Annotated in this window: 12 protein-coding genes; 9 read left to right on the top strand and 3 right to left on the bottom strand. The window is 68.4% G+C overall.

Annotation, left to right across the window (positions count from 1 at the left end; genetic code table 11):
* Positions 1-95: 95 nt before the first annotated feature.
* From SNAS_RS15220 to SNAS_RS15210, 3 genes are all read left to right on the top strand, one after another.
* Positions 96-923 (top strand): isocitrate lyase/PEP mutase family protein, encoded by an 828-nt coding sequence (locus SNAS_RS15220; RefSeq protein ID WP_144300797.1) that lies wholly within the window; start codon positions 96-98, stop codon positions 921-923.
* A 77-nt stretch (positions 924-1,000) separates the two neighbouring features.
* Positions 1,001-1,279 carry an SCO4225 family membrane protein gene (locus SNAS_RS15215; RefSeq protein ID WP_013018328.1) on the top strand — a complete coding sequence of 93 codons (279 nt, stop codon included), beginning with the start codon at positions 1,001-1,003 and terminating at the stop codon, positions 1,277-1,279.
* 66 nt (positions 1,280-1,345) lie between these two features.
* Positions 1,346-2,290 carry a DMT family transporter gene (locus tag SNAS_RS15210; protein ID WP_211207395.1) on the top strand — a complete coding sequence of 315 codons (945 nt, stop codon included), beginning with the start codon at positions 1,346-1,348 and terminating at the stop codon, positions 2,288-2,290.
* A 30-nt stretch (positions 2,291-2,320) separates the two neighbouring features.
* Here SNAS_RS15210 and SNAS_RS15205 read toward each other — a convergent pair whose 3' ends face one another.
* Positions 2,321-3,568 carry an MFS transporter gene (locus SNAS_RS15205; RefSeq protein ID WP_013018326.1) on the bottom strand — a complete coding sequence of 416 codons (1,248 nt, stop codon included), beginning with the start codon at positions 3,566-3,568 and terminating at the stop codon, positions 2,321-2,323.
* A 52-nt stretch (positions 3,569-3,620) separates the two neighbouring features.
* On the opposite strand from SNAS_RS15205, the gene SNAS_RS15200 reads away from it, so the two are divergent.
* The 4 genes from SNAS_RS15200 (at position 3,621) to SNAS_RS15185 (ending at position 7,658) form a co-directional block, all read left to right on the top strand.
* A complete protein-coding gene (locus tag SNAS_RS15200) occupies positions 3,621-4,823 on the top strand; it encodes an ROK family protein (protein ID WP_425281031.1) in 1,203 nt (400 codons plus the stop codon).
* A gap of 75 nt (positions 4,824-4,898) precedes the next feature.
* Positions 4,899-5,852, top strand: a complete 954-nt coding sequence (locus SNAS_RS15195; RefSeq protein ID WP_013018324.1) for an NAD(P)-dependent oxidoreductase — start codon at positions 4,899-4,901, stop codon at positions 5,850-5,852.
* A gap of 43 nt (positions 5,853-5,895) precedes the next feature.
* The gene (locus SNAS_RS15190; RefSeq protein WP_013018323.1) at positions 5,896-6,219 is read left to right on the top strand and encodes a tetratricopeptide repeat protein; all 324 of its coding nucleotides are present in this window, start codon (positions 5,896-5,898) and stop codon (positions 6,217-6,219) included.
* A 170-nt stretch (positions 6,220-6,389) separates the two neighbouring features.
* A complete protein-coding gene (locus tag SNAS_RS15185) occupies positions 6,390-7,658 on the top strand; it encodes a M64 family metallopeptidase (RefSeq protein ID WP_013018322.1) in 1,269 nt (422 codons plus the stop codon).
* Positions 7,659-7,734: 76 nt separating this feature from the next.
* On the opposite strand, the gene ahcY is transcribed toward SNAS_RS15185, so the two are convergent.
* Together ahcY and SNAS_RS15175 are read right to left on the bottom strand one after the other, a co-directional pair.
* A complete protein-coding gene (gene ahcY / locus SNAS_RS15180; protein WP_013018321.1) occupies positions 7,735-9,189 on the bottom strand; it encodes an adenosylhomocysteinase in 1,455 nt (484 codons plus the stop codon).
* Positions 9,190-9,470: 281 nt separating this feature from the next.
* The gene (locus tag SNAS_RS15175) at positions 9,471-10,133 is read right to left on the bottom strand and encodes a ribonuclease FAU-1 family protein (RefSeq protein ID WP_013018320.1); all 663 of its coding nucleotides are present in this window, start codon (positions 10,131-10,133) and stop codon (positions 9,471-9,473) included.
* 121 nt (positions 10,134-10,254) lie between these two features.
* Between SNAS_RS15175 and SNAS_RS15170 the strand changes: the two genes are divergently transcribed.
* Together SNAS_RS15170 and SNAS_RS15165 are read left to right on the top strand one after the other, a co-directional pair.
* Positions 10,255-10,788: a hypothetical protein gene (locus SNAS_RS15170; RefSeq protein ID WP_013018319.1), complete on the top strand. Its 534-nt coding sequence runs from the start codon at positions 10,255-10,257 to the stop codon at positions 10,786-10,788.
* Positions 10,789-11,091: 303 nt separating this feature from the next.
* Entirely contained in the window at positions 11,092-12,219 is a 1,128-nt protein-coding gene (locus tag SNAS_RS15165; protein WP_013018318.1) for a hypothetical protein, read from the top strand.
* The last annotated feature ends 2 nt before the right edge of the window (positions 12,220-12,221 follow it).

Raw genomic sequence — 12,221 nt, 5'->3', positions numbered from 1 at the left:
CAGCCGGTGTCGGAGCCGAGGTGTTTACTGACCACCATGTCCTCGCTGATCCCGGCGGGGCCGTCGCGAAAGGTTGAGCACTGACTATGAACTCCATCGAAGCCCAGACCGCCCGGGCCGTCGCGTTCCGCGAACTGCACGAGGCCGCCGACGCCTTCGTCATCCCCAACCCGTGGGACGCCGGTTCGGCCAAGATCCTGGCGCGGCTCGGTTTCAAGGCGCTGGCCACCACCAGCAGCGGCCTGGCGGCCAGTCTCGGGGTGCGGGACGGTGGCCTGGCGCTGGTGACCCGCGAGGAGACCCTGGCCAACGCGGCGGCCATCGCGGCCGCGACCGAGTTGCCGGTCTCGACCGACCTGGAGAACTGCTACGCCGAGACTCCCGACGGGGTCGGCGAGACGATCCGGCTGGCGGCCGCGGCCGGCGTCGTCGGGGGTTCGATTGAGGATGCCTCTGGAAATGTCTCGCAGCCGATATATCCTCTTGACGTGGCTGTGGAGCGAGTGAAGGCAGCCGTCGCCGCCGCCGGGGAACTGCCGTTCCCGTTCACGCTCACCGCCCGGTCCGAGAACTTCCTGCACGGCATCACCGACCTGGACGACACCATCGCCCGGTTGCGCGCCTTCGAGGCCGCCGGAGCCGACGTCCTCTACTGCCCCGGCATCACCGACATCGACCAGGTGCGGGCCGTGTGCTCGGCGGTCGACAAGCCGGTCAACGTGCTGCCGCTCAACCCGGCGTGGACGGTCGAACAGCTCGCCGAGGCCGGGGCCAAGCGCATCAGCCTGGGATCGGCGCTGTCGTCCGCCGCGTACGGGGCGGCGCTGTCGGGGGCCCGCGAGGTCGCCGAGAAGGGAAGCTTCGGCTTCACCGCCGACCCGGCGGCGCGCGAGGCCGGGGCCATGATGGACACCGAACGCTAGAGCCCAGCCGAAGGCTCCGCGCGCGAACCCGGCATCATAGTCCGGTCCCCTACAGCCGAAACGAAAGACGACCAGCGATGCGGACCTTCGGCAAGTCTCTACAATGGATCAGTCTCGGCTACTGCGGGGTCCTCGCGGCCCTTGCGATATACGTCGGCATCGGCGTCGGTCAGGACGGCATCAGTTTCGCCGCGCCGTGGCTGTTCATCATCAGCCTGCCACTGTCGCTGGTCATCTCGCTGCTGTCGTTGAACTCGATGTCGCCCCTGATCGTGGTTGTGGTGATCACCGCGCTCGGCCTCGTTCAGGGCGCCGTGCTGTGGCTCCTCGGACGGCTCATCCGCCGTCGCGGCTGATGTGACGTCGATGACCGTGTCGCAATTTCGCTAGACGTGGGTTGACGGCGGGTGTTGACTTGCCGAGTGTCCGCACCTGCCTCCGCCCCCGTCAAGTCCGCCATCGACATCAAGGTGATCCTCGCCGTCTCGGTCACCCTCCTGGCCTGGGCTTCGGCCTTCGTCTCCATCCGCGTCGCGGTCGAAGAGTATTCACCGGGATCGATGGCCCTGGGCCGGATGCTGGTGGCCGCGATCTTCCTGCTGGCCTTCCTGCTCATCAAGGGCGAGGGCCTGCCGCCCAAATCGGCCTGGCCCGGGATCATCTTCTCGGGCATCTTCTGGTTCGGCCTGTACATGATCGTCCTCAACTGGGGCGAACAGCTCGTGGACGCCGGAACCGCCGCCATGATCGTCAACATCGGTCCGATCCTGATGGCGCTGTTGGGCGGCTGGTTGCTCAAGGAGGGCATGCCGCCGCGACTGTTCGCGGGCCTGGGCGTGTCGTTCCTCGGCGCCGTCCTCGTGGGACTGTCGATGTCGAACGGTGACGAGGAGGGCTCGACGCTGGGCGTGCTGCTGTGCCTGTTGGCGGCGGTGTGTTACGCCGGTGGCGTCGTCAGCCAGAAGCCGGTCCTCAAGACCACCTCCCCGTTGCAGGCCACCACCTTCGGCGCCATGATCGGCGCGGTGGCGTGCCTGCCGTTCGCCGGACAGCTGGTGTCCGACGTGGCCACGGCGTCGCTGTCGGCGACCCTCAACGTCGTCTACCTCGGCGTCTTCCCCACGGCGATCGCGTTCACCACGTGGTTCTACGCGCTGGCGCGCACCACGGCGGGCAAGATGGGCGCGACCACCTACATCGTCCCGGCCATCGTCGTGATCATGTCCTGGCTGGTGCTGGGCGAGATCCCCGGTCTGCTGGCCATGCTCGGCGGCGCACTGTGCCTGGTCGGGGTCGCGGTCTCGCGCAGCCGCCCGCGCCGCAAGGCGAAGGTGGTTCCGGAGGTCGCACCCGCGACCGCCGACTAGCGCGGCTCGGCTGCGGGGCGCGCCGCCTCGTCAGACCGGCTCGGCGACCGGCTCCGCCGGTCGGGTCGTGCGGCCCAGGCCCAGCGCCTTGATCGCGGACGGACCGGCCAACGCCACCACCGCCGCCAGCACCGCGGGCACGATCAGCGCCGTCGGCAGGCTGGTCGCCTCGGCGAGGTGGCCGATGACGGCCGGGCCGACGAGCAGTCCGGCGCTGCCGAACACGGTCACCAGTGACAGCGCCTTGCCCACGGCTCCGTGCGCGGCCCCGATCGCGGAGAACACCACCGGGACCACCGTGGCCAGTCCCATGCCGGTCAGCGCCCAGCCGACGCAGGCCACGACGAGTCCCGCGCCCCCGGCGACCGGTGACAGCAGCACCAGCCCGTATCCGGCGGTCGACAGCACCCCGGCCAGCAGCAGCGTCCGGCCCGGGCCCAGCCGGGACCGGATCGGGTCGCCCGCCAGTCGCACCAGGGTCATGGCGGTGCCGAAGACGGTGTAGGCGATCGGCGCGTTCGACAGCGGCGTGTCCAGCACCCGGCGGGCGTGGATGGCGGCCCAGTCGATCGCGGCGCCCTCGGCCAGGTGGCCGCCGAAGGCCACGATCCCCAGCAGCAGCACGATTCCCATGCCGATCCCGAGGCCGCGTCCCGGTTTCGCACCGGCCGTGGCCGGGTCGGGTTCGGGTCGCGACGGGGGCGGCAGCAGCATCCGTCCGAAGTACCCGAACGCGACGGTGGACAGCAGGATGAAGCCGATCAGCATCGCCTGCGGGTCGAGGTGGGCGTGCAGTCCGGCGGTGGTCAGCGCTCCCCCGGCCGCGCCGCCCAGGCTCCACAGGCCGTGGAAGGCCGACACGATCGGGCGTCCATAGCGGACTTCGACCTCGATGGAGTTGACGTTCATCGACACCTCGATGAAGCCGACGCTGATGCCGTAGACGGCCGAGCAGATCAGCAGCCACGAATAGGACGGGGCCAGTACCGGGCCCAACAGCAGCAGGGCGGCGACGGGCCCGGAGATCCGCGCGACGACGCGGGAGGTGAACCGGTCGCTGACGCGCCCGACGACGAGCATGGACACCAGTGCTCCCCCGGCGATGAGCAGCAGGGCGGTGCCCAGGCGTCCGGGGCCGAGGTGGAGCCGTTCGTCGACGGCGGGCAGGCCCGCGGCCCAGGTGCCCATGACGAAGCCCGAGGTCGCGAAGTAGCCGAAGACGCCGACGCGGGCACGGACCAGGGCGGGCTCGGCCCTCGGGGTGAAGGGGTTGCGCATGGAGCTCCTTATGTTCTCACCGCGAGCATAAATGAGGATGGGCTCTGCGACAATGGTTTTCGTGCCGCGACTTCGGACGAGCGAGGACCTGCGGGTCCACAATGAGACCCGCCTGCTGCGGGCCATCCACGACGGGCAGGCCACCGCGACGCGGTCGCTGCTCACCCGCGAGCTGGGCATGGCGCGCGGCACCGCCTCGGTACTGGTCGCCGAGCTCATCGACGCGCGGCTGCTGGCCGAGACACCCGCCCCCACCGCGAGCCGGGGCCGTCCCACCCGGATCCCCGGGCCGCATCCGCACGGGCCCATCGCGCTGACAGTCGACCTGCGCGAGGACGGCTGGGAGCTGGCCGCCGGTGAGCTGGGCGGCGTCACCGAAACGCTGGCAACGGCCGGACACAGCGGCTCACCGCAGCGGGTGTTCGCCGAGCTGGCCAACACGCTGCGCCACGAGGTCGAGCTGTCGGGCGGGCGGGTCGTGGGGGTGGGGATGTCGGTGGCCGGTCCGGTCCGCGACGGCCGGCTCGTACATGTCCCCCACCTGGCCTGGGACGCCACCGACGTGTCCGAGCTGCTGGCCGACGTCGGGGTGCCGGTGCTGCTGGGCAACGACGCCACGCTGGCGGCGCTGGCCGAGGCCCGGCGGGGCGCGCTGCGCGGAATCGGCACCGGGATCCACCTGTACGTGGACTTCGACGTGGGCGGGTCGCTGGTCGTCGACGGCCGTCCGCTGGGCGGCGCGACCGGAATCGCCGGGGAGTTCGGCCACATGCGACTGACCGGCGGCACCGCGCCGTGCATGTGCGGGGCCCGGGGCTGCTGGGGGCTGGAGATCGGCGCCAACACGCTGCTGCGGGCACTGGGCGAACAGGCCGGGTACGGACGCGGACGCGCCCAGGCGGAGCGACTGCTGGAGCAGGCGATCACGGGCCGGTCCCCGCAGGCGGCGCAGGCGTTGCGGGCCAACGCCAGCGCGCTCGGTGCCGGGCTGGGTGCGCTCGTCAACGCCAACGACCCGGAGCTGATCACGCTGTCGGGTTTCGGGGTGGCGATCCACGACTTCGCGCCCGAGCTGGTGCGGCAGTCGTACCTGGAGGCGCTGATGACCTTCCACCGCGACGCCCCGCCCGCGATCGTGGCCACCCGGCTGGGTCGGCGCGGCCCGATCCTCGGCGCGATGGAGCTGGTCTTCGACGAGTTCCTGACCCCCGACGCCGTCCGCGCCTGGATCGACGCGCACCGTGGGGACGGCTGAGCGCGGGCGTCAGCACCCCCACATCGCCGCCCGGGGCCGGATCACTTCGCGGCCACGGACGCGCATAATGCGCGGATGTGGATTCACGTCGTCAGCGCGCACCCCAACTTCACCCTCGAGGCCGAATTGCGGGTGCTGGTCGAGCGCAACCCGCACTGGCGGTTCACGATCGGCGACGAGCCTCCGGCCGACGCGGGCTACCAGGTGCTGATCGCGTCGCGGCCCACCCGGGAGTTGCTCAGCGCCAGCCCGCGGCTGACGACGGTGCAGCTGCCGTTCTCCGGGGTACCCGCCGTCACCCGTGAGGTGATGGCGGACTTTCCGCACCTGGAGTTGCGCAGCCTGCACCACAACGCCGGGCCGACGGCGGAACTGGCGCTGGGCCTGGTGCTGGCCGCGGCCCGGGGCATCGTGCCCGCCGACACCGGGATGCGGAGCGGCGACTGGACCTCGCGGTTCGTACCGCCGCGTCCGACCATGCTGCTGGACGGCCACGGCGCCACAGTGGTCGGATATGGCGAGATCGGCCGACGTGTGGCCCGAGGTCTTGCCGCGCTGGGGATGAGGGTGCGAGCGACCCGCGCGAGCGTCACGTCGGCGTATACCGACGGTGACGTCGAGGTCCGGCCCGCCGATGCGCTTACGGAGCTGCTGCCCGATTCGCGGGTGCTGGTGCTGACCGTCCCGGCGAGCCCGGCCACGACCGGGCTGATCGGCGAGGCGGAGCTGGCGCTGCTGCCGGTGCCCGCGACGCTGGTCAACGTCTCCCGCGCCACCGTCGTCGACGAGAAGGCGCTGTACGAGAAGCTGCGCGGCGGCGACCTGGCGGCGGGGCTGGACGTGTGGTGGGACGAGGCCATCGAGCCCGACGCCGTGCACGGGGTGCCGGCCTCGGCGTATCCGTTCCACGAGCTGCCCAACGTCGTGCTCAGCCCGCACCGGGGCGGGGCGTTCAGCCTGCCCGAGTCGGCGGTGCTGCGGGCCGCGCACCTGGAAAAGGCGCTGGCGGAAATAGCGTCCGGGAAATAATCTCGGCCCCTGACCTGTTTGAACGCCGCGAAGGAGGACGACCATGGATCTCGCCATGCGCTACGACACCGGCAAACTGTTCTTCGACGCGCGCGACTTCATCACTGCCGCAGGCTGGCTGGCCGAGGTCGTCGACGCCGAGCCCGGCCACGAGGCGGCCCGGATGCTGCTGGCGCGCGCCTACTACCACTCCGCCCAGCTGGGGCGCGCCGAATCCCAACTGCGCGAGATCATCGAGCGCAACCCGGTCGAGGCGTACGCGTACCTGATGCTGGGGCGCACCCTGCAACGACAGGGCCGCGACGACGAGGCGGTGCGGTACATGCGGCTGTCGGCCGCCATGACCGGCGGATCGCTCGACGGCTGAGCGCCGTCGCGCAGCACTGACCTTCAAGACCGGGAACCATTGCGCCGCAACGACTAACTCGCTTAAGTCACGGGCAAGGTTCCGGTCTTGATTTTATCTCTCCCTTTCGGAAAGATTGGCATCTGCCAATACGGCTATGCCACCCCCTTTTCGAAAGGCATGCACCCCCCATGCGATTCAGACCCCGAACCATCATCGCGGCCGTCGCTGTCCTCGGCACGGCGACCGCGGTGGCCGCGTTCACGATCCCGGCATCCGCGGACGACAACGGCGAGAAGGTCACCGAGTCCCACGAGGTCTTCTCCCCCAACGGGGACATCGACCGCAAGAAGGTCACCCGCGAGGTGAAGGACGACCCGGCGCCGCGCTCGACGGTCAGGAAGGCCGAGGTCGTCCCGATCCTCGACAACGGCCCCACCGAGGAGAAGCTCGACATCGTCGTCGTCGGCGACGGCTACACCGAGGCCGACATGGCCACCTACGAGGAACACACCCGCTCCAAGATGGACGAAGTGTTCGCCGTCGAGCCCTTCAAGAGCTACAAGGACCAGTTCAACGTCTGGATGGTCAAGGTCGTCTCCAAGGAGTCCGGCGTCGACCACGACCCGCAGGGGACCCTGCGCGACACCGCCCTGGACATGGAGTTCTGGTGCGGCGACACCGAACGGCTGCTGTGCGTCAACACCACCAAGGCCAAGCAGTACGCCGCCGAGGCCCCCGACGTCGACCAGGTGCTGGCGCTGGGCAACTCCACCAAGTACGGCGGCGCCGGTTACCCGAGCGAGGACGTCGGCACCTCCTCGGGCGGCAACGAGCAGGCCGGTCAGGTCGTGGTACACGAGTTCGGGCACTCCATCGGTGACCTCGCCGACGAGTACACCTACGGCGGCGGCGACACCTACACCGGCCCCGAGGTCGGCGAGGTGAACGCTTCCATCAAGGACCGTGCCACCCAGGAGTCCGAGAAGGTCAAGTGGCACCAGTGGATGGGCGAGGAGACCCCCGACGGCGGCACCATCGACACCTACGACGGTTGCCGCTACTACGAACACGGGATCTTCCGGCCCAGCGACAACTCGATCATGCGGGAACTGGGCCGCGAGTTCAACCTGCCCGGCCGCGAGGCCATGATCGGCGCGTTCCACGACTCGGCGGCGGTCGCGTCCCCGACGGTGCCCACCAAGCAGAAAGTCGCCGTCGGTGAGGAACTGGGTCTGGAACTGCCCGACGTCCACGGCGACCACACCATCGAGTGGAAAGTGGACGGCAAGGTGGTGAAGTCCGCGTCCGGCAAGACAAGCCTCGACACCGGCGGACTGAAACTGGACTCCGGCAAACACGAGGTCAGCGTGACTGTCACCGACACCACCGACTGGGTGCGGGACGAGAAACTGCGCGCCGACAACCTCACCGACACGTTCACGTGGACGGTGGCTTGAGGACCTTATTCTCCCCAAAGGAAACACTGCCCCCGCTTCGGAAGAATCCGAAGCGGGGGCAGTGCCGTTTCGTTGCCTAGTAACGGTAGTGGTCGGGCTTGTACGGGCCCTCCACGTGCACGCCGATGTAGTCAGCCTGCTTCTTGTTCAGGACGGTCAGCTTGGCGCCGACCGCGTCCAGGTGCAGCCGGGCCACCTTCTCGTCGAGGTGCTTGGGAAGCATGTACACCTGCTTGGCGTACTCGTCCGGCTTGGTGAACAGCTCGATCTGGGCGATCACCTGGTTGGCGAACGAGTTGGACATGACGAAGCTGGGGTGCCCGGTGGCGTTGCCCAGGTTCAGCAGTCGGCCCTCGGACAGCACGATGATCGCGTGGCCGTCACTGAAGCGCCACTCGTGCACCTGCGGCTTGATCTCGATCTTCACGATGCCCGGGATCGCGGCCAGACCGGCCATGTCGATCTCGTTGTCGAAGTGGCCGATGTTGCCGACGATCGCGTTGTGCTTCATCTTGGCCATGTCCTCGGCCATGATGACGTCGCAGTTGCCGGTCGTGGTGATGAAGATGTCGCCCTTGGAGACCACGTCGTCGAGGGTGACGACCTCCAGTCCGTCCATGCTGGCCTGAAGCGCGCAGATCGGGTCGACCTCGGTGACCACGACCCGGGCGCCCTGCCCGACCAGCGATTCCGCGGCGCCCTTGCCGACGTCGCCGTAACCGCAGATCACGGCCAGCTTGCCGCCGAGCATCACGTCGGTGGCGCGGTTGAGACCGTCCACCAGCGAGTGCCGGATGCCGTACTTGTTGTCGAACTTGGACTTGGTGACCGAGTCGTTGACGTTGATCGCCGGGAACAGCAGCGTGGCTTCCTCGGCGAACTTGTACAGCCGGTGGACACCGGTGGTGGTCTCCTCGGTGACACCCATGATGTCCATGTTGGTGAAACGCTGACCGTCACGGGCGATGCTGGTGCGCAGGGTCTCCAGGATGACCTGGTACTCCTCCGGGTCCTCGGGTCCGGCCTGCGGCACGGCACCGGCGGCCTCGAACTCGACGCCCTTGTGGACGAGCAGGGTGGCGTCGCCGCCGTCGTCCAGGATCATGTTCGGGGTGGCGCCGCCGTCGAAGTTGAACAGCTGGTCGGTGCACCACCAGTACTCCTCCAGGGTCTCGCCCTTCCACGCGAACACCGGGGTGCCCTTGGGAGCGGCGACGGTGCCCTCACGGCCGACGACCACGGCGGCCGCGGCCTCGTCCTGAGTGGAGAAGATGTTGCAGGAGACCCAGCGGACGTCGGCACCCAGGTCCACAAGGGTTTCGATCAGCACGGCGGTCTGCACGGTCATGTGCAGCGAACCGGCGATGCGGGCTCCGGCCAGCGGCTTGGAGTCACCGTACTCACGCCGCAGCGACATCAGGCCCGGCATCTCGTGCTCCGCCAGCCGGATCTGGTGACGACCGGCCTCGGCCAGCTCCAGGTCCGCCACCGCGAATTCGAGTCCGTTCACGTTGCGCAGTTTCGCGTTCATTTGTGTCCTTCCTGATGGTCGGGATGGCTCGTCCGGCAGGTCCACACGACGGCACGGCACGGCCGATGCCGACCGGTGACCGGGTTGAAAATGGGACCGCCACCTCCGAGTTATTCCGGAGGCGCCCTTAAGTCGTTAGATCGCGGACCGAGCGTGGCGGAAAGATCCGTCGCAGCGCCTCTCGGCCCCGACCGCGCCGCGAGGCGGCGCGAGGTACTCGCACAACATGCTAACGCGGCCGGATTCACGAGGCGCGGCGGATCCGACCGGGCCGCAGCCGCTCAGTCGATCTCGGGGCGCACGTATCCGGTCTGGTCCGGGGTCTGGTCCCACCACCACGGCAGCGTCGTCGGCTTCCAGGACGGGTCCGGCGCGAAATCGCACCAGGTCCCATCGAACGGGAACTGCCCCGCCTCGGCCCGTTTGACGACCGCTTCGCCCTCCGCGCGGATCACCGCGGCCTCCGCCTCGTCCCAGTACCCGGGACGACCGGCGTAGTCGGCGAACTCGTCCTCGTCCTTCCAGTTCCAGCTCCGGTCGGGATAGATCCACACGTCCAGAGCCTGATCGAAACAGTCACGGCCACCGGCCCAGCGCCGCCCCGGCTTCTCCAGGTTCACGTACCAGCCCTTGAAACCGCCGTCGGCCTCGAAGAACCACCACACCGAGTGCGCCGCGCCCGGCGGCGAGAACATCAGCACCCCGTGGCCGCGCCAGCCCGCGACGGTGTGCATCGTCGGCTGCGAGAACTTCTCGTCCACCGTCAGGTTCCGGGTCGCCTCACCCGTCAACGTGAACCGCTGCGCTGTCGCGCTGTCCTTGCTCACCCAGGTCAACAGTCCCCGGTCGTCGTCCGACACCACCCGCGCCGACACCACCCAACCGATGCGGCCGTCATGGTGGATATAGCGCCGCACGATGGTGTCACCAGGAGAAAAACGCATCCGCGAACCATACCGTCCGCCGCTTAAAACACGCCGCCGCAACTTTCGTACCCCAGTTATGGCGGTATCGCGCGGGCCTTGGGCACAATGGGGAAACCCTGTGACCCTTAAGGAGCCCACCGTGGGAATTCTCGCCGAGCAGCTGGACCCGGTGACCATTCGCGCGCAGTCTCCCGACAAGACCGTTCGAGCCTCGCTCACCTACCACGAGGGCCTGCTGGTGCGCATCAAACCCGGCACGATCGCGACCAGCACCCCCGCGAGCCTCGCCGAACAGATCGCCGAGACCATCAACCGGGCCCTGCGCGGCTTCCGCACCGCCGGTCAGACGATCTTCGAACGCGAACACGGCGAAGCCGAGCTCGAACGCCTGCGCGCCACCGCTGAAGGCCGCGCCCTGCGCCCCTACCTCGACGCCCTCGCCGACCTGTCGGCCGAGGCCACCGGCGCCCGCGGCACCGTCACCGTCGTGTGGAAGAGCAACACCTGCTCGGTGACGGTCCACGAACACGCCATGTTCGCCAGCGAGACCGCGGTGTCCGAGGACATCAACGACGCCGTCACCCTGGCGCAGGCCAAGTACACGGTAGAAGCCGCGCGACTCCATTCCACCCTTGTAGAGCCACACGAACGCCGCCACGGAGCCGACACATGACCGTCAAACTCACCAAAAAGGACCTGGACGAGATGTCCGGCAAGGCCAGCGACATCCAGGGCAACGCCAAGGACGCCCAGAAGATCGTCAAGGACGCGGGCGCCCCCAACCTCACCGGCTTCAAGACCCAAAGCGCCGTAACCGAAGTCAGTGACCAGTGGGACAGGAAGACCGGCCGATGCGCGGGCCGCTGGGAGTACTTCGCCCTGGCGCTCAAGGAAACCGGCGAACACATCGTCGCCGCCGACAAGGAGAACAGTTTCCACTTCCCCAACGTCAACGTGGGAGTCAAGGACTTAAGTAGTGGACTTCAAGCAGTTGCGCGACGCCGACGTCGCCAGCCTCGAAAAACTCGTCGAGCCGTGGAGCAAGGCCACCGGCAAACTCGAAACCGGCTCCGACACGGCGACCAACCACGTCGGCAACCGCATCCGTTCGGGCGCCTGGACCGGCCAAGCCGCCCAGACCGCCACCACCCGCGTCGGCTTCCTCGAAGCCCAAACCGAAGCCGGACAAACCGAGGGCGAAGCCATCCACGGCATCCTCAAACAAGCGGTCACGGCCTTCAACGGCAGCAAGAAACGCCTCAACGACATCATCGCCGACGTCAAGGACTACGACAAACTCAACCTCGACGACAGCGGTCACGTCTCAGTGGACAAACCCGACTGGAAGGACATGCTGGGCGGCGGCGGCCTGTTCGGCACCCACTACATCCAACTGCGCGTCATCGCCTCCCGCTTCAACGACGACATCAAGGACACCCTCGCCGACGCCCGCCAACTCGACGGCCTAGTAGCCACGGCCCTCCGAGCGGCGGCCAACCTCGACGAACCCAAGAACCTCGACTTCAACCCCAACGCCAAGACCGACGGCACCATCACACTCCCCGACAACGGCAAGGTCGACTGGCCCGACACCTTCCTGTCGGGCGCTGGCGACTGGTACCTCAAACTCGGCTCCATCATGTCCGCCGAACCCTTCATCGACGGCACCCCGGCCGAACAGTCCGCGGCCATCGGCGACTTCGTCAAGACCGAAGTGGAACGCGCTGGCGGCGAATGCAAGATCGTCAACGGCATGATGGCCTGCGTGGGCGCCCCCGACTACATGTACGAACGCGGGGGCACCACCTTCGGCGACACCTTCGTCAGCAGGCACAAAACCTGGTCCGACCTCGAAAACGACCCCAACCAAAACCTCAACGACCTGATGAACCACGAGAAACACCACCGCGACGAACAATGGCGCAAACACGGCGTCAGCTTCGGCCGCAAGTACATCGAGGAGGAGTTCCACGCCTGGCGGCTGGACTACACCAACCGCTACGAAGCCGACGCCGAACAACACGGGGGCCACACCGGCTACCCGGTCAAACCACCCCCGACCCCCAACCCCAGGCCCGGCCCCGCCCCCACACCCCCGAACTGACC

The sequence above is a fragment of the Stackebrandtia nassauensis DSM 44728 genome, assembly GCF_000024545.1.
Classification (GTDB): domain Bacteria; phylum Actinomycetota; class Actinomycetes; order Mycobacteriales; family Micromonosporaceae; genus Stackebrandtia; species Stackebrandtia nassauensis.
Note: the sequence above shows the minus strand (reverse complement) of the source record. Positions and strands in the feature narration are given on the sequence as shown.